The 20,850-nt window shown below is 57.8% G+C and carries 23 protein-coding genes; 11 read left to right on the top strand and 12 right to left on the bottom strand.

Going from position 1 to position 20,850, the window contains the following annotated elements; all coding sequences use genetic code 11:
- Positions 1-67: 67 nt before the first annotated feature.
- Positions 68-478 carry an NAD(+)--rifampin ADP-ribosyltransferase gene (gene arr / locus FJV47_RS09075; protein ID WP_159612182.1) on the bottom strand — a complete coding sequence of 137 codons (411 nt, stop codon included), beginning with the start codon at positions 476-478 and terminating at the stop codon, positions 68-70.
- A 140-nt stretch (positions 479-618) separates the two neighbouring features.
- Here arr and FJV47_RS09070 point away from each other — a divergent pair, with 140 nt between their 5' ends.
- Positions 619-1,431 carry a shikimate 5-dehydrogenase gene (locus FJV47_RS09070; RefSeq protein WP_159612180.1) on the top strand — a complete coding sequence of 271 codons (813 nt, stop codon included), beginning with the start codon at positions 619-621 and terminating at the stop codon, positions 1,429-1,431.
- A gap of 99 nt (positions 1,432-1,530) precedes the next feature.
- On the opposite strand, the gene FJV47_RS09065 is transcribed toward FJV47_RS09070, so the two are convergent.
- The 6 genes from FJV47_RS09065 to FJV47_RS09040 form a co-directional block, all read right to left on the bottom strand.
- Positions 1,531-1,695 (bottom strand): hypothetical protein, encoded by a 165-nt coding sequence (locus tag FJV47_RS09065; RefSeq protein WP_159612178.1) that lies wholly within the window; start codon positions 1,693-1,695, stop codon positions 1,531-1,533.
- 65 nt (positions 1,696-1,760) lie between these two features.
- Entirely contained in the window at positions 1,761-2,237 is a 477-nt protein-coding gene (locus FJV47_RS09060; RefSeq protein WP_159612176.1) for an HtaA domain-containing protein, read from the bottom strand.
- A 100-nt stretch (positions 2,238-2,337) separates the two neighbouring features.
- Entirely contained in the window at positions 2,338-2,766 is a 429-nt protein-coding gene (locus FJV47_RS09055) for a hypothetical protein (protein WP_159612174.1), read from the bottom strand.
- Positions 2,767-2,803: 37 nt separating this feature from the next.
- Positions 2,804-4,165, bottom strand: a complete 1,362-nt coding sequence (locus tag FJV47_RS09050) for an FAD-binding oxidoreductase (RefSeq protein ID WP_235026398.1) — start codon at positions 4,163-4,165, stop codon at positions 2,804-2,806.
- A 60-nt stretch (positions 4,166-4,225) separates the two neighbouring features.
- The gene (locus tag FJV47_RS09045; RefSeq protein WP_159612172.1) at positions 4,226-5,593 is read right to left on the bottom strand and encodes an aspartate aminotransferase family protein; all 1,368 of its coding nucleotides are present in this window, start codon (positions 5,591-5,593) and stop codon (positions 4,226-4,228) included.
- An 8-nt stretch (positions 5,594-5,601) separates the two neighbouring features.
- Complete coding sequence (locus FJV47_RS09040; protein WP_159612170.1) at positions 5,602-7,104, bottom strand: CoA-acylating methylmalonate-semialdehyde dehydrogenase; 1,503 nt, start codon at positions 7,102-7,104, stop codon at positions 5,602-5,604.
- Between the two features lie 112 nt (positions 7,105-7,216).
- Here FJV47_RS09040 and FJV47_RS09035 point away from each other — a divergent pair, with 112 nt between their 5' ends.
- Together FJV47_RS09035 and FJV47_RS09030 are read left to right on the top strand one after the other, a co-directional pair.
- The gene (locus FJV47_RS09035) at positions 7,217-8,743 is read left to right on the top strand and encodes a PucR family transcriptional regulator (RefSeq protein WP_159612168.1); all 1,527 of its coding nucleotides are present in this window, start codon (positions 7,217-7,219) and stop codon (positions 8,741-8,743) included.
- A 74-nt stretch (positions 8,744-8,817) separates the two neighbouring features.
- Complete coding sequence (locus FJV47_RS09030) at positions 8,818-10,551, top strand: HNH endonuclease signature motif containing protein (RefSeq protein ID WP_159612166.1); 1,734 nt, start codon at positions 8,818-8,820, stop codon at positions 10,549-10,551.
- 18 nt (positions 10,552-10,569) lie between these two features.
- On the opposite strand, the gene FJV47_RS09025 is transcribed toward FJV47_RS09030, so the two are convergent.
- The 3 genes from FJV47_RS09025 to FJV47_RS09015 all read right to left on the bottom strand — a co-directional run bounded on the left by FJV47_RS09025 (position 10,570) and on the right by FJV47_RS09015 (position 13,632).
- On the bottom strand, positions 10,570-11,628 hold the full coding sequence (locus FJV47_RS09025; RefSeq protein WP_159612164.1) for an ImmA/IrrE family metallo-endopeptidase: 1,059 nt from the start codon (positions 11,626-11,628) through the stop codon (positions 10,570-10,572).
- Between the two features lie 160 nt (positions 11,629-11,788).
- Positions 11,789-13,168 carry an aspartate aminotransferase family protein gene (locus FJV47_RS09020; RefSeq protein ID WP_159612162.1) on the bottom strand — a complete coding sequence of 460 codons (1,380 nt, stop codon included), beginning with the start codon at positions 13,166-13,168 and terminating at the stop codon, positions 11,789-11,791.
- Positions 13,165-13,632, bottom strand: a complete 468-nt coding sequence (locus FJV47_RS09015) for an Lrp/AsnC family transcriptional regulator (RefSeq protein WP_159612160.1) — start codon at positions 13,630-13,632, stop codon at positions 13,165-13,167. Before FJV47_RS09015 ends, FJV47_RS09020 begins: the two co-directional genes overlap by 4 nt.
- 211 nt (positions 13,633-13,843) lie before the next feature.
- Here FJV47_RS09015 and FJV47_RS09010 point away from each other — a divergent pair, with 211 nt between their 5' ends.
- From FJV47_RS09010 to rpsN, 8 genes are all read left to right on the top strand, one after another.
- Positions 13,844-15,070, top strand: a complete 1,227-nt coding sequence (locus FJV47_RS09010) for a PotD/PotF family extracellular solute-binding protein (RefSeq protein WP_159612158.1) — start codon at positions 13,844-13,846, stop codon at positions 15,068-15,070.
- A 37-nt stretch (positions 15,071-15,107) separates the two neighbouring features.
- Entirely contained in the window at positions 15,108-16,241 is a 1,134-nt protein-coding gene (locus FJV47_RS09005) for an ABC transporter ATP-binding protein (protein ID WP_200831981.1), read from the top strand.
- Positions 16,238-17,140 (top strand): ABC transporter permease, encoded by a 903-nt coding sequence (locus tag FJV47_RS09000; RefSeq protein WP_159612156.1) that lies wholly within the window; start codon positions 16,238-16,240, stop codon positions 17,138-17,140. The genes FJV47_RS09005 and FJV47_RS09000 overlap by 4 nt, the downstream gene beginning before the upstream one ends.
- Before the next feature lies 1 nt (position 17,141).
- Positions 17,142-17,939 carry an ABC transporter permease gene (locus FJV47_RS08995; RefSeq protein WP_159612154.1) on the top strand — a complete coding sequence of 266 codons (798 nt, stop codon included), beginning with the start codon at positions 17,142-17,144 and terminating at the stop codon, positions 17,937-17,939.
- A 150-nt stretch (positions 17,940-18,089) separates the two neighbouring features.
- Positions 18,090-18,590 carry a MarR family winged helix-turn-helix transcriptional regulator gene (locus tag FJV47_RS08990; RefSeq protein ID WP_159612152.1) on the top strand — a complete coding sequence of 167 codons (501 nt, stop codon included), beginning with the start codon at positions 18,090-18,092 and terminating at the stop codon, positions 18,588-18,590.
- Between the two features lie 329 nt (positions 18,591-18,919).
- The gene (rpmB, locus tag FJV47_RS08985) at positions 18,920-19,156 is read left to right on the top strand and encodes a 50S ribosomal protein L28 (protein ID WP_022874360.1); all 237 of its coding nucleotides are present in this window, start codon (positions 18,920-18,922) and stop codon (positions 19,154-19,156) included.
- Between the two features lies 1 nt (position 19,157).
- A complete protein-coding gene (gene rpmG, locus FJV47_RS08980; RefSeq protein ID WP_022874359.1) occupies positions 19,158-19,328 on the top strand; it encodes a 50S ribosomal protein L33 in 171 nt (56 codons plus the stop codon).
- A gap of 3 nt (positions 19,329-19,331) precedes the next feature.
- Positions 19,332-19,637 (top strand): 30S ribosomal protein S14, encoded by a 306-nt coding sequence (rpsN, locus tag FJV47_RS08975; RefSeq protein WP_060702423.1) that lies wholly within the window; start codon positions 19,332-19,334, stop codon positions 19,635-19,637.
- 72 nt (positions 19,638-19,709) lie between these two features.
- Here the strand turns inward: rpsN and FJV47_RS08970 are convergent, their stop codons facing one another.
- Complete coding sequence (locus FJV47_RS08970) at positions 19,710-20,321, bottom strand: DnaJ family domain-containing protein (protein ID WP_159612150.1); 612 nt, start codon at positions 20,319-20,321, stop codon at positions 19,710-19,712.
- 26 nt (positions 20,322-20,347) lie between these two features.
- Positions 20,348-20,845, bottom strand: coding sequence for a GNAT family N-acetyltransferase (locus FJV47_RS08965; protein ID WP_159612148.1), 498 nt, complete (start codon positions 20,843-20,845; stop codon positions 20,348-20,350).
- Between the last annotated feature and the right edge of the window lie 5 nt (positions 20,846-20,850).

The following is a 20,850-nucleotide window of genomic DNA, read 5'->3' as shown; positions in this document are numbered from 1 at the left end:
GATGACAACCGCGGTGATCAAGACTTCGCGTGCGAAATCTTGATCACCGCGGTTGTTATCCATAGCTTCAGTTGATGATTTCTCCGCCGGAACTAGAAGAAATGGCATTAATGCGATCCCTCCAGCCTTGCAGCTCAGCTTCGGAGATCCGTTTCCAGTCGTGAACTTCACGCACCACCTTCAACGGGCTGGCACTGCGATATGAACGTGTTGGATTACCTGGGAACTTCTTGTCGGTGACATTCGGGTCATCTTCAAATTCACCGGTCGGTTCCACCTCGTAAACATGCGCGGTGCCATCGATGGCCGCGATTTGTGCCGCGAGCCCCGCACCGTCTGGCAGCGCGGTGAAGTAGATGTGGTTCATGATCACTTCAGGACGGTAGTTCGACGGGTATCCCGCAGAAAGAAAATCACCGGGTACCAGTTCTGCCTTGGTTCCATGAAAAAAGGGGCCAGCTTCAAGTTCCTTACTCATGAGAATTGAGCTTAGCCAAAGGGTTCCCGCAGGGAAAGAGGTAATCCCTGACACGTATCAGATGATCGCTGGAGCGGAATACGAATCCCAAAGACGTATATTTGATCTTGAACCACGATCGATTTTTTGGAGATTCTAACGTGCCGATTTTGAACAAAGACATGTCCCTGTGCATTTCGCTTTCGGGCCGACCATCAAACATTGGGACTCGATTCCACAACTTCCTCTATGAAGAACTTGAGTTGAACTTCATTTACAAAGCGTTCTCCACCGAGGATCTCGCTGGCGCTATCGCCGGTGTTCGTGCTCTTGGAATCCGTGGATGCTCGGTCTCCATGCCTTTCAAAGAAGACGTCATGGCCATGGTCGATGAGATTGAACCTTCGGCGGCAGCCATTGAATCGGTCAACACTATCGTTAACACCAACGGTCGACTCGTCGCATCCAACACGGACTTTGAAGCGATCGCAACTTTGATCGCTCGCCACGAACTGGACAAGAACCACAGCGTTCTAGTTCGTGGTTCCGGTGGTATGGCCAAGGCAGTTGTCGCAGCTTTCCGTGATGCTGGATTTGAAGATCTCACCGTACTGGCCCGCAACGAAAGTGCCGGAGCTGAGCTGGCGCAGAAATACAACTACAAACACGTAGTTTCCGATCCTGCCCCGGGACACCAGATCATCGTTAACGTCACTCCGCTAGGCATGAACGGTGCACAGTCCGAAGTTCAGTCGTTCTCTGATGAGCACATCGCATCTGCTGAAGCCGTCTTTGATGTCGTTGCTTTCCCAAGCGAAACTCCGTTGATCCGCGCCGCTGCGAAGGCAGGCAAACCGGTGATCACCGGCGCGGAAGTGATCGCTTTGCAAGCGGCCGCCCAGTTTGAAAAGTACACGGGCCAGTCGGTGACCGATGACCAGGTGGCTCGTGCCTCCGAGTTCTCCCGTCAATAACCACTTGTTGATCCCTTCGGGACAACGTATTGCCATGCCACATAGCTGATGCCAGCAACAAGAAATTGTTGCTGGCATCAGCTATGTCAGTCGTTGTGGCTAGTTAGCGCTTTCGTCCATCCGGTCCTCAGCAATGAAGTCCACAGTGTTCAACCTGCGGCCCCGGGCCACGAGGGTGATGACAAATGCTAGGGCGGTGACAATGAGCACCGGAACGACATAGAACATGATCAGTTCGAAGGCGTTAGGTAACAGCGGGTTCATACGCGAACTATTTCTCCCAGATACGTGTAATTTTCTGGTCTGACAGCTTCAAGCGCAGGCGCCGCCTAGCCGCGAAGTACGATCTCTAAGTCTTCGAGTCCCTGACCTGCTGGATATTGACCGTTGAAAAGCTTTGATCCCTCGTCGGTCAGTACTGCCGAGAATCGAGTCTTCACCATGCCAAAGGCACGAGAGACAGCCGTCTCGGTGAGCTCGGCAATGGCGATCCGTTCGGTAGCGGTCCCGATGGTCAGCTTGATGGCTTCATCTTGGTTTTCTACACGCGGTTCGATCAGGTCCAGCTTCATCATGCCGCCATGTCCGGAGAACGAAACCTGGCCATTAAACCAGACCTCGTTATCTGGAACGTCGGTGGCCGGGGAAGCCGGGAAGACCAGCGAATTGCCTACTTGCCAAACACCATTGCTCGCCTCGATACGACCATCGGGCAGGGAAGAAATATAACCCACGAACGAGGCCTTCAGACCCCATTCCAGATGCGGCTGGAACGGATCGCCAACTGGCGCACCATTTCCCATCATTTTTGTTGTCCTCCCACAAGCTAACGGCCTAAATGCTCTGTTGATCAGTATTTCATAACTGAGTCAACTATCGGTGATCGGGTTCACTGGTAGCTGATCATTACGGGGCTTCATTGATTACGGGACGATATCCCTCTTCTACAGAGATGGTTGCCGGATCATAGCTGGTGCCATCGGGCAAAGAAATATTGGCAATAGCCGATGACCCCGTCCAGAAATGAATCTCTAACTCGGTGGGGGAGAACTCGCGCTCAATATTAGCCTGCAAGTTATTCATGGCACGGCCGTAGCCGGTAAAACCGATCACCAGGCAAGCGATCACAAGGACTGCAGCAAGCGCTGACATGATCAACTCGGTACGGATGGATGAGCGCAGAGAATAGATCTGTTCGCCGTCACGCAATCTAGAGAAATTTCGTCGGCGAATCAAACCGTGGATCAGCATCGGAATACAAAGCAGGAAAAAGATCACTGCTACGCACAACAGAATGAGGGGCGTAGCAAAATCCACTTTTAGAAAGTCATCCATGAATTTACCCTACGCATCCAGGGACCTAAAAGATAGGCTAAATGGCCTTGCCAGGATTCAAAATCCCTTGCGGATCAAAAACCTTTCGCAGGCGGCGTTGTAACTGCAGCGAGGTTTCGCCCAATTCCTCTGGCAGCCAATCTTGCTTCAACAAACCGATGCCGTGTTCCCCAGTGAGCGTACCGCCTAATTCTTGGGCCAAATAGAACATGTCGGCCAAAGCCAGTTTGGGAGCACCACTGATGATGGACTGCCCCGCGGGAACCACAATGATTGGGTGCAGGTTTCCATCGGCCGCATGAGCAATGATGAAGATCGAGACCCCACGCTCAGCCTCAATGCGTTGTAACCCGGCTATGGCCTCGGCCAACCGATTGCGTGGAACACCGATATCGCAGATGGAAACGGTCCCGAGCTTCTCCATACTCGGAATCGCCTGGCGCCGTGCTTCGATCAGCGCTTGAGCGTGTTGTTCGGTTGTCGCCAACTCGCAATGTTCGGCGAACGGTTTGATCGCAAGTTCTAGAGCCTGCATTTCTAGATCGGCACCATAACCGTCGGTTTGTGCCAGCAATAAGGCACCGCCGGAATTATGGTGCTCGGTGCCCATCGCGCTATCCACGGCAAGCAGAGTTTTACCGTCCATCAGCTCCAACACCGACGGGGTGAGCCCCGCAGCGCTAACCGCGCTGGCCGCTGCCGCCGCAGCAACTTCATCTGGGAAGTAGGCGACAAGCGTTGCGGTGTGTTTAGGTTTGGGCCGCAACCTTAGTACTGCCTCTACGACGATGCCCAAGGTTCCTTCGGATCCGATCATCAGCGCATTCATGTCGTAACCGGCAACACCCTTGATGGTCCGTCGCCCGGTGCGCAACAGCTGACCGTCGGGTAAGACCACGAGCAAGCTGAGCACTGATTCGCGGGTGACCCCGTACTTGGCGCACCACATGCCGCCTGCGTTGGTGGCGATATTACCGCCGATCGAACAGATCGCCGTGCTGGCCGGATCCGGTGCATAAAACAGGTTGTATTCTTCGGCCGCTTGATTCACCGCAGCATTGATGACTCCGGGCTGAACGGTGGCGATACCTTGAACCGGATCAATGGAAAGGATCTGGTTCATCGCCGAGAGATCCAGCACCACTTCGCCTTCTTGCGCGCAGGAACCTGCGGCCAGCCCGGTGCCCGCGCCGCGAGGAACAATCCGCACCCCATACTTACTGGCCAACTTCATGGTGAGTACTACATCTTCGATGTCCTGGGCGAAAATCACCCCATCGGCAAAAGTCGGCGGAACGAATCCAGAGCGCTCTACGCTGGCCCGGGCGCGCAATGCTCGATCCACTGAAGCCCGCGGATGATCCTCGAGCAGAAGCTGGCTGGTTGGTGAAGTCATCATAGTCCTCCCGCAAAAAGAAAAACTGGCAGGATGGTTTGTGCCATCCTGCCAGTATGGTGGTTATTCTACGAAGTTATCGGCCACGATGAGCGCTTGCTCCAGCCGATCTAGTGCTTCGATGAGTACCTCGTCCTCGATATTCATCGCCGGAACCACGTGCAGTCGGTTGAAGTTAGCGAAGGGCAACAAGCCTGCCTTCTTCGCCGCACCGATGACCTGGTTCATTTCTGGGCTGCTACCACCGTAGGCGGCCAACGGCTCACGAGTTTCCCGGTTCTTCACCAGTTCGATCGCCCAGAACACCCCGGTGCCACGTATTTCACCCACCGAGGGATGGTCCTTGGCAAACTGTTCCAAACGCGGCCCGATGATCTGATCGCCCAAACGCTTAGCGTTTTCGACCATGGACTCTTCTTCCATGGCAGTGATGGTAGCCACCGCCGCGGCACAAGCCAGAGGGTGACCCGAGTAGGTCAGCCCGCCAGGGTAGACCTTCTCACGGAAAGTCTCAAAGATCTCCGGGCTGATCGCCACACCTCCCAAGGGAACGTAACCGGAGTTCACACCCTTGGCGAAGGTAAGCAAATCTGGCACCACATCGAAGTGGTTCACCGCAAACCATTGCCCACTGCGACCAAAGCCTGCCATCACTTCGTCGGCGATGTATACGATGCCATGCTTCTTGGTCAGCTCCCGCACCCCCTGAAGATATCCCGGAGGTGGCAGGTAAATACCTGCGGTGCCCGGAATGGATTCGAGGATGATCGCCGCGATGGTCCCCGGACCTTCAAGCAGGATCGTGTCTTCCAAATGCTTGAGCGCCCGAGTGGTTTCCTCTTCAAGGCTCGTGGAGTTGAAGTAGGAACGGTAGGGGTAGGCAGGGAAGAAATGTACGATGCCGTCGCTGGCGTGATCCGAGGCAAAGCGCCGCGGATCCCCGGTGATGTTCACCGCCAGGTGGGTGCCACCATGATAGGAGCGGTAGGCCGAGAGGACCTTGTGCTTGCCGGTATGTAACCGGGCCATGCGCACCGCATGCTCCACCGCGTCGGCCCCACCATTGGTGAAGAAGATCTTGTTCAGTTCACCCGGGGTGTGCTTGGCCACCAGTCGGGCCGCCTCGCTGCGTGCCTCATTCACATGCTGCGGCGCGATGGTGGCGATCTTTGCCGCTTGGTCCTGAATCGCCGCGATCACCTTGGGATGTTGGTGCCCGATATTGGTGTTGACCAGCTGGCTGGAGAGATCGATGAGCTTATTGCCCTGTCCATCCCACACATACGAGCCCTCGGTTTTCACAATGGTCATCGGGTCAAAAGGACCCTGGGCCTGCCAGGAATGGAACACATGTTCACGATCCAGCTCATAGGCGCGCTGGCCGGCGGCGATCTGCTCGCTAGTAATTTCTTCGGTGAGTTGCTCGCTCATGATCGCTCCTAGTCGTTCTGTGGGAAGCCGAGGTTGATTCCGCCGTGGCTAGGATCCAGCCAACGCTTGGTGACTACTTTATTACGGGTAAAGAACTTGAACCCTTCTGGGCCGTAGGCATGCTGGTCGCCAAAGAGCGAGGCCTTCCAACCGCCAAAGGAGTGGTAACCCACCGGAACGGGAATCGGTACGTTGACCCCGACCATGCCAACCTGGATCTCATCTTCAAAGCGGCGTGCTGCTCCGCCATCGTTGGTGAAGATCGCGGTGCCATTGCCGTACGGTGAGGCGTTGATTAGTTCGATGCCCTCGTTGAAGGACTCAACGCGCACCACCGAGAGGACCGGGCCAAAAATCTCGTCCGTGTAAATGGACATGTCGGTGCCGACCTTATCGAACAGCGTCGGGTGCAGGAAGAAGCCTTCGCCCTGGGCATCCACGGTGCCGGTGCGACCATCAACCACCAATTCGGCGCCCGCGGTGATGCCAGCATCGATATAACCTGCGACCTTCGCTTTATGCTCACCGGTGATCAGCGGGCCCATATCGCAACCACGCGTACCATCACCCACACGCAGCCCCTTGGCTCGCTGCGCGATCTTGTCCACCAGCTCATCGGCGATCGAATCCAAAGCCACCACCACGGAGATGGCCATGCAGCGCTCGCCGGCGGCACCGAAGCCCGCGTTCACCGCCATGTCGGCGGCCAGTTCTAGATCCGCATCGGGCAGGACCAACATGTGGTTTTTTGCCCCGCCAAAGGCCTGGACGCGCTTACCGTGGGCGGTGCCCGTGGAGTACACATATTGGGCGATCGGGGTGGAACCCACAAAGGAAATCGAATTCACCCGCGGATCGGTTAATAGGGTATCTACCGATTCCTTATCGCCGTGCACGACGTTCAGCACACCTTCGGGCAGACCCGCTTCAGCAAAGAGCTGCGCCAGCCAGATGGCCGCCGAGGGATCCTTCTCCGATGGCTTGAGCACTACCGTGTTACCTGAGGCGATGGCTACCGGGAAGAACCACAGCGGTACCATCGCCGGGAAATTGAAGGGGGAGATGATGGCCGAGACGCCCACCGGCTGACGCAGTGACTGCACATCCACACCGGTCGACGCGTTCTGCGAGTAATCACCCTTCAGCAGGTAGGGAGCGTTGCAGGCTAGTTCCACGACTTCTAGGCCGCGGGCGACCTCGCCCAATGCGTCGTCCAGAACCTTGCCGTGCTCGGCGGTGATAATCGCGGCCAGTTCGCCCTTGCGTTCGACCAGCAGCTGGCGGAAGTTGAACATGATCGCGGTGCGCCGGGCCAGCGAGGTATCACGCCACTTGGGGAAGGCCGCGGTGGCAGCAGCGATGGCCACCTCGGTGGTCTCCTTGGAGGCCAGTTGCACCGTGCGGGTGACGTTACCGGTGGCCGGGTTGTAGATCTTGCCGGTACGCTCTGGGGCGCTATAGGCGGCGTTATTGATCCAGTGCTGCAGGGTATCGGTCAATGTGGTGCTCATGGTGGGTGGTCCTTTCGCATTATTGGGCTTTCCTTCATCATGGGTCATCACAGTGAACCAGAACACCAGCACTATGTCATGATTTAAGCCAGATCGATGACGGAGTGTAAAAATGCTGACGGTAAATCAGGTGCTGGAACTGCCAGTGGTGCAGGAGGGCGACCCGCAGATCCTCTGCGCCACGGGACTGGATACTGAACTGCGCTGGGTGCACGTGACCGAATCCAGCGAGAATACTGAACTGCTCTTGGGGCGCGAACTGGTGCTCACCACCCTGCGCAACGTGGCCGACGTTCCAGACTTTATCCGTGCACTGCGGCAGGCAGGGGCCGCCGGGGTGATCATCGAAGATCCCGCGGGGACCAACTTTTCATTGGCCGATCAGGGCCTACCAGTGATCGTGCTGCGTCGGCGCACCCGCTTTGTGGCCATCACCGAGGTCATCCATCAACTGCTCGTGGCCCAACAACTAGAAGCCGTGCAATTCTCACGCACCGTACACGAAATCTTTACCGAGCTCTCGCTGAGTGAAGCCGACGAGGCGCACATCGTCGAGCGTACCGCGGCGCTACTGCGCGCTCCGGTGGTGCTCGAAGATGTCCGCCACCGGGTGCTCGCCCACGCCGATGCGCACCTAGAAAATTGGATCAACCGCTCCAAATTTGTCGGCTACCTAGAGCACACCGGCCGTGCCACCGGGGCCGAGAACTGGTTGCAAACCCCGGTAGGTGCCGCCCGCCGCCGCTGGGGTCGGCTGATCGTCCCGGCTGAACTGGAAGATGATGACCGGGCTGCCATGGTGTTAGAACGCGCAGGTCAGGCGCTGACCATCGCCCGACTGTCCGGACGCGATCAACGCGAACTGCTCTACCAAACCCGCACCGCCACCCTTCACGAACTGGCCGCCGGGCACAACTACAGCGACAAGGAACTCGCCATCCGCACCCAAGCCCTCGGCCTGGCCGCGGCCGCCTACTATGTCCCGGTGGTCATCTCAACTTCCGCCGCGGCCAGCGCCACCGAAACCCAATTGGCCGACCGCGCCCTTCTTGAAGAGCTCGATCAGCTCGCCGACTCACTCCACCTGGGCATCCTTGCCGGACTGCTTAAACCCGGCTACCTCTCACTGCTTCTACCGGTGCGCGCCCGCGAACTGGTGGACTCCACCCTGCAAGGTTTCACCCGCCGGCTGGCTGAACAGCTCACCGCCCCGGTAGCCATCGGCGTTGGCCCCGAAGGCAGCTTGGCTACCGCCATTATTGGGTTGGATCAGGCCGCACAGGTCGCGGAAATTGTCCCAAACCTGCCTACCCGCGCCCAGCCCTATTACCGTTTTGCCGATCTGCGACTGCGCGGGGTGCTCTCCGCCATGGGCGCCGATGCCCGAATGCGTTCCTTCGCGCACGCCGAACTGGCCGGCCTACTCAACCCGCTCGATCAACCCGCGCTGGACCTGCTCGAACTCTACCTCGCGCACAGCGGGAACAAGTCCGCCCTGGCCAAGGCCGGGTATTTGTCCCGACCTACGCTCTACGCGCGCCTGTCCAAGCTCGAATCCAAGCTGGGCGTGGTGCTGGACTCGGCCGAATCACGCGCGAGTTTGCAGGTCGCACTGCTCTGGTACCGGTTGCACGGCTAGTTTTCCACGGCGCGTTTTCCACAATTGGTTGGCCCAGCGCGCCTGGCCGTTGATACTGGCACACACTGAATCCCATGAGCACCGCAACCGCCCAAGCACTGCTTGATCTGGCCACCGCCGAGGAACTGATCGCCTCGGCGACCGCTGTGCTTTCAACCCCCGATCTGCCCGCCGGACACGCGCTGCTCTTTGCACAGTTGCTCGAAAACCTCGGCGCCACCCAAACGCGAGCGCAACCACGCGCCGCCCATGCCCTGCGGCGCTCTGGTGCCCACAAACTCGACCAACCCTCCCTGCAGGCAATCGCCGACGTGGCCGATGACCTGAGCATCGAGGCACTGGAAGCGGCTCAAGGGCACACCACCGCCGGCCGCACTCACTACCGCTCCGCCCGCGCCTTAATGCATGACCTGCTAAACATCCCACGCAGTACCGTCAATGACCGGCTTGTTCAAGCCGACTGCCTGATCGGCAGCATCGATGATTCCGGCACCGAGCAGCTTCCCTGGTTGCCCCAACTTGCCCAGCAGTTCACCGATGTGAGCGTGGACCCGCGTGTGGTGCTCGGTGCCACAATGAAGCTGCATTCGGCCCGCAAGGATTTTGCGGACTCGGCCGACGGCGAGCAACAAAGACACCAGCTCGAATCCCAAACCGTTCAAATGATCCGCGGCGAACCCAAGTCGGCCCGCAAACATATCGGCGATCTCATCGCCCAACTCAAAGCGGGCAAACGCCCGCTCAAAGCGTTACTCGACGAGGTTGGGCTTTTCCGCCGCGGAGTTCGCAAGGGACTAATTGAGTACCACCTTCGTGTCCTGCCCTCTCAAGCTGAGGTCATCGAGTCCTATTTTGCGGCTCTGGCCAACCCTTCGACGCTGGCCGGCAACCGGGACGCCCTAGCTGAAACCGAGGCTGCTTTCACCGGCGAGCACACCGCCGACTGGGATAACGAATCCACCAAACCCGACTGGGCCAGCGAAGAAACTGATCCGGAACACGGAGTCGGAGAGGATCCAGCCCCGGAAAATCCCGACACAGCCGAGCCGCCAGATCCTGATCCGTTCGACCCGGATGAGACCCCGCCGGCACCTCCTCCTGCATGGGAAGACCTGAAGCCCGAACGTCGGCGACTGATCGGACTGATGGCATTGTTGATGGCCGATCATTCGGCCAGCACGGCGGGCACGACCGGCACCACCGGCACCAACGGCACCAACAAAAACCGAGCCGGTTTGGCAACAGGTCAAGTCAGCATCATTTTGGACGACGAGAAAATGCTGGCCCGCGCCCCAAGCTACGCGGTAACCTCATCAGGCTTCGCCCTCTCACCCGGCGAGGTGCGCGCAGCGATGTGCTCAGCCGGAATCTACCCGGTGATCCTTAATGGCGACTGTCTACCGCTGGATTTGGGCCGCGCCCAACGCTTGTTCTCCAAGGCCCAGGGCCGAGCCCTGCGCGCAGCTTATCGCGGCTGCTCCTATCCTGGCTGCTCCATGCCTGCCGCGCGCTGCGAGCTCGACCATCTGGATGCGTGGGAAAAGGGCGGCTGCACCGACATCACTTCGGCCGCGCTGGGCTGCCCGGTCCATCACGTGGAGCGTCACTGCGGCCTGTTCCACGCAGTGAAAATCCCGGGATGTCGACCGATGGTCTTACTGCCACGTTCGGTAGACCCAGAACAAAAATTGCGGGTCAACACCTATTTCATGAGCCCCGATGAGGCGATCAAGGCAGATCAGCACGCCGATCGCATGACGGAATTATGGAAAGCGGGCAAACTCGACGTGGAAATCGTTGCCCCCTAGCTGGCCGTACCCTCGGCATTACAGCGCATGCAGATGCCCGCGAGCAACCTCACCGGCATCGCGCTGGTTCTCACCGGTCAGCAACACAAAGGCCTGCCCAAAAGTCAGCTCGTGAATATGCCGCTCGGTCAACCCTAATTCGCGGGCGATCCGGGCAGTACTGGCGCGGTGATCGAACTGCAGTGAGGGGAAGACCAGCGAGAAAACGCGCGAGCACTCCGCCTGGCCAGCCCTGGCCGGCTCCAACTGCATCTCTTGGGACAGCCACGTGTAGGCGTTTTCGCCTAGTGCGCCGCAAGCGCGTGCATGAGCCAGTATTATCATCGCCGGCACCCCGTAATGTTCTTCGAGCGCGAGCAGTTGCGGGATCTGCAATAGGTCCGAGACGCGGATCTGCAACGAGACCGAAGGCATGAGAAGGTGCGCAGCAAATTGATCGGCTTCAAGTTCAGCGTGGGCGATCTGCTCCGCATGATGCCCCAAGGCCGAATGCAGCAAGAGGTGCCCCAACTCATGGGCCAGTGCGAAGCGCTGTTCAGCAGCTGATCCGTTGGCAAGGAAAATGAAGGCCTGGCCTTCCTCCCAGAAGCTAAAGGTTTTCACCGTCTGAAGTTCTGGGGGCAAGCTGAGCACTCGCACGCCGTGGGACTCCAACAGGTGCAGTACCTCGGGCACCGCGCCGCACCCCAAATCCCAGTCCAAACGCAACTGCACGGCGGCATCGGCCGGGGCATAACCAGTTAACTCCGGCACCTCGGTAGTAGGCAAGGCAAAGTTTTGTGTGATCAGGCGGTAGAGTTCCACCCCGGTCCGACCAGCGGCGGCCGCAGCCAATTTCTGCGCATTACTAGTGCGCCGCGGACTGCGGAAGAAAATACGTTCGGCGTCGATGCCGGAGGCGGCAGGAAGCCGGAAAAATTGCTCGGCACAGCCCAGCGTCTTGGCCAGGGCAAAACTCAGTTCTTCCGGGGCCTGAGCAAGCTCTCGCTCGCAGACGCCCAGTGACGCGGCCAGCGCTGACCGGCTCAGCGCTACACGTTCGCGTGCGAGCCTGATCCGAGTCGGTTCCAGAGTCATGAGGTTCCTGCTTCCAAGGCGATCTTGATCGTCCTAGACCACAGACTAGTGGCCTATGACACAAAGCACCAATTGAGCGACAAAGCATGAAGATCGACCCTGCCAGATGACGCTGACATGCAGATTTATGGCCCGTGGAACTTCCCACGGGCCATAAGTGCTAGATCTTGTTGGCGGCCTGACTCAGCACGTTGCGCAAGATGGATTCGATCTGGTCAAATTCGGGCTGACCGATGGTGATCGGCGGGGCCAATTGGATCACCGGGTCGCCTCGATCGTCGGCTCGGCAATACAGCCCGGCCTCCCACAAGGCGGGGGAGAGGTAGCCACGCAGCAATCGCTCGGACTCTTCGTCGTTAAAGGTCTCTCTACTCGCTTTGTCCTTAACAAGTTCGATCCCGTAAAAATATCCGGCCCCGCGTACATCGCCCACGATGTCCAGATCCTTCAGTTTCGAGAGCGTCGCCTTAAACGCGTCTGCATTGTTCTTAACGTTCTCGTTCAAACCCTCGCGTTCAAAAATGTCTAGGTTGGCCATGGCTACGGCAGCTGCCACAGGATGCCCGCCGAAGGTATAGCCGTGGTAGAACGTCGTATCGCCCTTAGCAAAGGGTTCGAAGAGTTTGTCTGACACCACCATCACGCCCAGTGGGACGTATCCGCTAGTCAGCGCTTTGGCGGAGGTGATGATGTCGGGCACATAACCAAAGTCGTTGCAGGCGAACATCGAGCCGATGCGCCCGAATGCGCAGATGGTCTCGTCGGAGACCAGCAGCACATCGTATTCGTCGCAGATTTCGCGCACCCGATCGAAGTACCCCGGTGGTGGAGGGAAACAGCCGCCGGAATTCTGCACCGGCTCTAGGAAGACCGCCGCCACGGTATCGGGTCCCTCAAATTCGATGGCTTCGCGGATTCGCTCAGCGGCCCAGAGCCCGAAGTCTTTCTCATTTTCAGCGAACATTTCCGGCGCGCGATAGAAGTTGGTATTCGGCACGCGGAACGTGCCAGGTACCAGCGGCTCAAAGGGCGTTTTCATATCCGGCAACGAGGTGATGGCCAGCGCGCCCTGTGGGGTGCCGTGGTAGGCCAGCGCACGAGAGATGACCTTGGTCTTGCCCGGCTTACCCTTGAGTTTAAAGTGTTGTTTGGCCAGTTTGAAGGCGGACTCCACCGCTTCACCGCCGCCGGTGGTGAAAAAGACACGATTCAGGTCGCCCGGCGCGTAGCTGGCTAGGCGTTCAGCCAAGTCAATTGCCGGTTCATGGGCGTAGGACCAGAGCGGCATGAAGGCGAGCTTTTCGGCCTGTTTGGCCATGGCCTCGGCTAGTTCGGCCCGGCCGTGACCGGCGTTAACCACAAACAGTCCGGCCAGCCCGTCGAAGTACTCACGGCCGGCATCGTCGTAAATTTTGTGCCCCTCGCCGCGCGCAATGATCGGCACATGGGCGCCATCAAGAATCGAAGAGTGTCGGGCCATATGCATCCAAAGGTGATCGCGGGCAGCTTGCTGGCGATCGGTACCACGTGGTGTGTTCATCGGGTTCCCCAGTTGTATTCCTGTTTTTTCAGCGAAAGGTAGGTGAAGGTGTTGGTGCTGAGCACCCCGTCGATCCCGCGAATGGTGCCGATGACGCGCAGTAGATCCTCGTCGTTGGAGCAGATCACTTCGGCGAGGATATCGGCTGTACCGGTGGTGACTACGCAGTAATCCACTTCAGGCAGTTCGGCGATCCGGTCCGCTGCGCCGCTGATGTCTTGATCGGCCACGACAGAAATCATCGCCTGGCGGGTGAAGCCCAGCTCCAGCGGGTTGGTGACGGCGACTATTTGCATCACGTGACTCTCGACCAGCTTCTGCACGCGCTGGCGCACAGCGGCTTCACTCAGGCCAACTGCCTTGCCGATGGCGGCGTAGGAACGTCGTCCATCCTCCTGCAATTGTTCGACGATCTCCTTGGAAATGTCGTCGATCACCGGCGCTGAGTTCGAGGGTAACGTCATATCGACCTCCTTGTTCTGTTGGCTTTGAACCGACCCTACAGGCACTGAATCAGTTGCGAAAGAGGTATTTTTGTAAGTTTCTCGTTTCCAATTGGTTAAATTCGCGGGGAATCTTTTGTTTAACTCTTGTTTGCCCCTTGTTGAGCTGACAGGATGAACGTCATCAGTTTCCTATGTGGCCGATCACATTTTTGATGTAAGGACGGATGCCATGTCGCACTCGCAACGACGACTACCGCAAGATCCACAGATCCGCGCATTGGTTCAAGCCATGGGCCAACGCAGTTTCTCCCGACGCTCCGTGCTCGGTGCCGCGGGGGCCTTGAGCCTTAGCGGATTGTTGGCCGCCTGCGGCACCGGGGGTTCCAAATCCGAAGCATCCAAGCCGGCCGTGAATGATATTTCAGCCGAAGACCAAAGCTTGAACTGGGCAAACTGGACCCTGTACCTAGATTACGACGACAAAAAGAAGACCTATCCGACTCTGGATGCCTTCACCAAGAAGACCGGAATCAAGGTCAACTACGCCGAAGATATCGATGGCAATGACTCCTACTACGGCAAAGTGCAGGGCCAACTGAAGTCCGGCCAGGACATCGGCCAAGACATCGTTACGCTCACCGACTGGATGGCAGGGCGGCTGATTCGTCAGGGGTACACCCAGGAGCTGAACCGCGATAATATCCCGAACGCTGCCAACCTGCTGCCAAGCCTGCAGAACGTTGACTTCGATCCAGGACGCAAGCACTCGCTGACCTGGCAGACCGGCTACGCGGGCATCGCCTGGAATAAGAAGGCATTCCCGAAGGGTCTGAAGAGCGTTGAGGATCTGTGGGATCCGGCGTTGAAGGGCAGGGTGACCGTGCTGGATGAAATGCGCGACACCATGGGGCTTTTGATGCTGCAAAATGGCGTGGATGTGGCCGGGCAATGGGGCGAATCCGAGTTCTCGGCGGCCACCGAGGTGCTGCGCAAAAACATTGATAACGGTCAGATCCGCCAGGTCAAGGGCAACTCGTATAAGCAGGACTTCATTTCCGGTGACGCGATCGCCGGCATCGTCTGGTCCGGGGATATGGTGCAGATGAATTTTGAGAACGATGACCAATGGGAGTTCGTGATCCCAGAAGCCGGCGGCACTCTGTGGAGCGATAACCTGCTGGTGCCGGTGGCCTCGCCGCGCAAGACTAACGCAGAGAAACTGATGGACTTCTATTACGATCCGGCCGTCGCCGCGCAAGTTGCCGCGTACGTCAACTATATCTGCCCGGTCACAGGTGCCAAAGAAGAGATGGAAAAGATCGACCCGGAACTGACGGAGAACCCGCTAATCTTCCCGACCGACGCGGACCTGGCTAAGGCGCACGTGTTCCGTTCGCTGGATGCCGACGAGGAAGCGACCCTGGCCAGTGCGTTCCAAGACGCGATCGGCGCCTAAAGCAGATGTGCAGGCAAAAAAAGGACGTGATAGGGGCATGACCACCTTGGCAGAACAAACTCAAGCTGAACGAACCTCCGGTGCTGACCTGTTACTTTCAGGAATTACCAAGCGCTTCGCGGCCTTCACCGCGGTGGAAGATCTGGACCTGCTAGTTCCTTCCGGAACATTTTTTGCGTTGCTGGGCCCCTCGGGCTGCGGTAAATCCACCACATTGCGCATGATCGCCGGACTTGAAGCGCCCAGTGAGGGCAGTATTTCGATCGGCGGTGTAGAGGTGACCTCGCTGCCAAGCCACCGGCGTGAGGTCAACACCGTTTTTCAGTCCTACGCATTGTTCCCACACCTTTCGGTGCTGGAAAATGTGGCCTTTGGGCTCAAGCGCAAGAAGGATAAACAGGCCATTCAGAAGGCTAGGGCCGGGTTGGAATTAGTCGAACTGGCACACCTGGCCAATCGAAAACCAGCCCAACTCTCCGGTGGGCAGCAGCAACGCGTGGCCCTTGCCAGGGCGCTGGTCAACCGCCCACAGGTGCTCTTACTTGATGAGCCGTTGGGTGCGCTGGATATGAAACTGCGTCGCCAAATGCAGCTGGAACTGAAGAAGATTCAGACCGAGGTAGGGCTGACCTTCATCCACGTCACCCATGATCAGGAAGAGGCCATGACCATGGCCGATGTGGTCGCGGTGATGAACGGTGGGCGGATCGAACAAATGGGTCCGCCGCGCGAACTCTACGAACTGCCACGCACCGCGTTTGTGGCCAATTTTTTGGGCAAATCCAATCTGATGCGCGGTACGGTGAGCGGGCAGTCCGACGGAATGCTCAGCGTTGATGTTGCCGGGCGCACCATCTTGCTGCCGGCGCAGCGCGCGGTGCACACCGAGGGGGAAGTGGTCCTTGGGGTACGCCCGGAAAAGATCACCATCGATCGTGCGCCATTAGCCGGCGAAAATCAGCTCTCGGGCACCGTCGTGGATGTTTCGTTCACCGGTACCACCACCGAGTATCTGGTGCAGGTTGAGGGGATCGGGCTGATCGGAACCTTCTCACAGAATCGCGGACAGCAGCCGGCCGCCGAAGGTGACACGGTGTTCCTGGCCTGGGAGGCGGAGCACTCGTTCGGGCTTGCGGGGGATGAAAGCGTGAACGCCGGGGTGCCATCATGAGTTTGGACCTGCGCAGCAAAGCCGAGCTGCGGGCCGAAAAGCGCAAGAACCGCACCGGGGTTTATCTCGTTTCCCCGGGACTGTTGGTCCTGGCACTGTTTTTTGCCCTGCCTGTCGTGATCTTGTTGGCGATGAGCTTATACGTGAAACCGCCAGGCGCGGAGGTCGGCGAATTTGTGCCGGGCTTCGAAATTAGTAATTATGGCACGGTGCTGACCGCCTATTGGCCAGAATTACTGCGCTCCTTCTTCTTTGCGCTGATCGCCACGGTCTTGGCACTACTGATCGGATTTCCGATGGCCTACCTGGTGGCCGTGCGACTGCGCGAGAAAACACTGTTGCAAGGCATTTTGCTGGTGCTATTGATCGCCCCGTTCTTCTCCAGCTTCATCCTGCGCACCCAAGCGTGGAAGCAGATCCTGGCCGATGAAGGGTTTGTGGCGCAGGCGCTGAAATTCATTGCGATCCTGCCCGCAGACGGTCACCTGACCGCCACGCCTATTGCGGTGGTGGCCGGTCTGACCTATAACTTCCTACCTTTTATGGTGTTGCCGATCTATGCGAACCTCGGCCGACTTGATACGCGGTTACTGGAAGCCTCTGGAGACTTGTACGCCTCTCCGATCGTCGCTTTCACCAAGGTGACGCTACCGATGAGCGCGCCGGGCGTATTCGCAGGCACCTTGCTCACCTTTATTCCGGCGGCCGGTGACTATGTGAACTCGGCACTGCTGGGCAATAACCGCGACACCACGATGATCGGCCAAGTCATCGATTCGCGGTTCTTCAAAATTATCGATTACCCCGGGGCTGCGGCGCTCAGCTTCGTCTTGATGATTTCGATCCTGATCCTGGTCACCATCTATATTCGCCGCTTTGGTACCGAGGAGTTGATGTAGCGTGAGGCAGAAAATTGGACGCTGGCTGATCCCGGTGATCGGCGGGGCTGCATTTATCTACTTGCTGGTGCCGATCGCCTATATTTTTGTCTTCTCCTTTAATGACGGAGGCCGAGCCAACCTGCAATGGCAGAGGTTCACCATGGATAACTGGTTGAATCCCTGTGGGGCGCCGGCGGTGTGCGAATCGTTGGGGCACTCACTGCAGATCGGTGTGGTGGCGACGGTTATCGCCACGGTGTTGGGCACGGGGATCGCCATCGGGTTGGTGCGCTACAAGTTCCGCTTCCGTAAGCTGACCGACGTGCTGATCATCTTGCCGCTGGCCACCCCGGAAGTGGTGCTCGGCGCATCATTGTTGGCGCAGTTCTTGAATCTGGGGTGGGAGCTTGGCTACGGCACGATCGTCATCGCGCACGTGGTCTTCTGCATGTCTTTTGTGATCGTGACAGTTCGAGCTAGGGTTTCCTCCCTAGACTCGCGACTAGAAGAAGCTGCCGCGGATCTTTATGCCTCGCCGGTGGCTGCCTTCTGGAAGGTGACCTTCCCACTTCTGCTGCCCGGGATCATTGCCGCGGCCTTGCTCTCCTTCGCGATGAGCTTTGATGATTTCATCATTACGAACTTCAACTCGGGGGCCTATCAAACCTTCCCGAAGTTCATTTATGTTTCGGCCACCCGCGGCATCCCCGCCCAGGCCAACGTGATCGGTTCGGCGATGTTCATCGTTGCCCTGTTAGTGGTGGTCACCGGCCAGGTGATCAGCTATCGGAAGAATAAGCAGTTAGAAAATTCCTAAGCTATTCAAGGCTTGCACCACAAGGTGAAAGCCTTGAGTTTTCCCCTTGAAATCTTCAGGTTCCGGCCGGTTGCTTGCTCGACAATGTATCCTCTAACCCGTTGATACTCGCATTTCCTGCATCGCAGGCGACGAACGATTGGACATTTGATGAGCGACGAGCCAGTATGGCTGAACCAGTCAGAACGTGATGCCTGGCTGGGACTACAAACAGTCATGACCCTGCTCCCGTCGGCATTGGATTCCGATCTTCAAGGGCTCGATGGCATTACGCTCTTTGACTACCACATGCTCGCCATGCTTTCCGAGGCGCGCGATCATCAGATGTCGATGACGGACCTGGCCTCACGTACAAGTGCCTCGCTCTCTCGGCTGTCGCACGTGGTCAAGAAGCTAGAAACTCGAGGATGGCTGTTGCGGGTGCAATCACCGGACGACGCACGTGTGAAAATCGCCTCATTAACGAATGCTGGCTACCAAGCTGTGGTCAACATGGCGCCGCATCATGTGGCCTCGGTTCGAGCATTATTGTTCGAACCCCTCAATGACAAGGACGTTAAGGCTCTGGCCAGGGTGACGCGGAAAATTACCGCCTCGCTACAGAAGGATCATTGGATCTTAAAACCGGGTGCCACCGATTTGGAAGACTGAGGAATTCTCGATAAGCTAGGTAGGCGTTAATCGCGTGTGTTGTTGTGCCGTTGGACGGTGAAACAACTGCGCGTTGCCCGTAATACCGAATATCGTGACCAACTGAGTACGGGGACATTGCTCGACCGGTTACGAAGTTCACCGACTTACATACTTTAAGGCTCTTCGGTTGGTTCTCACCCAGCCTGGTTACCTTCCTAGTGTGCAGTATTAACGGTGTTTCACTGGTTGGCGGGACTCATAACGCACTTATGCGGTGCTGATATTTAGGTATGGGCACTGTGCGCGAGTACCGCCGAATTTTACTACTAACTAACTGAGGAGTGATCATGGCAGCTGTTTGCCAGGTAACCGGTACTACTCCGGCCTTCGGACATAGCATCTCCCACTCGCATCGCCGCAACAAGCGTCGTTTCGATCCGAACATCCAGAAGAAGACCTACTACGTGCCTTCGTTGCGTCGCAAGGTGACCCTGACCCTTTCGGTCAAGGGCATCAAGCTTATCGATGCTCGTGGAATCGACGCTGTTGTAGCAGACCTGATTGCGAAGGGTGTGAAGCTCTAAGATGGCAAAGAAGGATAAGGACGTACGTCCGATCATCAAGCTGAAGTCCACCGCTGGTACCGGTTTCACTTACGTAACCCGTAAGAACCGTCGTAACGACCCAGACCGCATGGTTCTGAAGAAGTACGATCCAGTAGTCCGCAAGCACGTCGAATTCCGAGAGGAGCGCTAAGACATGGCCAAGAAGTCCAAGATCGCAAAGAACGAACAGCGCAAGGTCATTGTCGAGCGTTACGCTGAAAAGCGCCTCGAACTGAAGAAGACCCTTGTAGATCCAAACGCTACCGACGAGGCTCGTGAAGCAGCCCGCGTAGGCTTGCAGAAGCTGCCACGCGACGCTTCCCCGATCCGCGTTCGTAACCGCGACTCGATCGACGGTCGTCCACGCGGTACCTTCCAGAAGTTCGGTATCTCCCGTGTTCGCTTCCGCGACATGGCACACCGTGGTGAGCTTCCGGGCATCACCAAGTCTTCCTGGTAAGAGACACAAGTCTTCTGACTTAGCAAAAGCCGCCTTCCTTTGGGAGGGCGGCTTTTGCCGTTAAGTTTGTTGTTAAGGCATGCCCGGCTTTGAATTGCGCTGCCACCAACGACGCTTGGTAGGTGGGTTGGGCGGGAGTTCTTCGGTAACGCGGGCGCGACGATTTTGCCATGCCAATACCTCAGCGGTGGCATCACGAAGCGGCGTAATCACCGGAGGTCCGCCCAAGAGCTGACGACGGGCTTCGATGATACGGGAGTTAAAATCCTCGATATGCTCTCGCACCGCCCGCTGCGTGGGCAAGCGGTCTAGGGTTTGCGCCAATTGTTCGTCTTCCACCCGCAAGGTCAACGCCGGTGGACCCAAACCAGTTATCTGCTCGCGCCGCATCATCGACTTCAGCCACCAGTCGGGGTCATTGTTGCTGGTCAGGTGGTCAATCTTTTGGCCGGCTAAGGCCAGATGCTCAAAGTCGCCACGGGCGAAAGCCTCATCGAGCGCCGAGTTGGCGACCTCCCACGCCTCATCCTCAGCGTGTAGCTGGAGGGGCGTCTTTTGCTTTTGGACAGGTGCCATGCCGGTGGCTTGGGCGTACTCATCCACCGGTAGGGCAATATCCTCGCTGGCCTTGCCCATGGAGTAGCGCGCAGCATTCAGCGCAGCGTCGTCTTTCCGGTCTTTCATACTCCTATGGTCGCACTACCGGGTACCTAGGACAAAGACTTGGTGAAGGGCAGGTGCCCGATGCTTTCTGGGTCGGCGTTAAGATCAAACTGGGGTGCGTAGCCCGCGTTGAGATAAAGCTTAAGCGCTTCAGGCTGACGAGGGCCGGTGGTGAGGTAGAGCTGTGCATAACCCAGCTCGATAGCTGCCAACTCTAACTCGTGCAGAACCCGGCGGGCCAGGCCTCGGCGGCGGTGATCCTCATGAGTCCAAATGCGTTTGAGCTCCGCGGTGTACCGATCGTAGCGACGCAAAGCACCGCCTGCCACCGTCTGACCATCCTCCTCAAGGATCACAAAACGGCCTAGTGGGTCAGTAAATTCGTGGGCGGGGAAGCGGTCGAGCTCCTTGGCAACACCGCCATCACGATCTCCATATCGCGTGGTGTATTCCACGGTGAGCCCGGCAAAGAGCGGGGCAAGACGTGGATCGCCGATCAGTACGGCATGCGCGGTGATCAGCGGGGATTCTTGCTGTGTAGTCATATGTG

This window comes from Glutamicibacter sp. JC586 (genome assembly GCF_009805585.1).
In the GTDB taxonomy this organism is placed as follows: domain Bacteria; phylum Actinomycetota; class Actinomycetes; order Actinomycetales; family Micrococcaceae; genus Glutamicibacter.
Note: the sequence above shows the minus strand (reverse complement) of the source record. Positions and strands in the feature narration are given on the sequence as shown.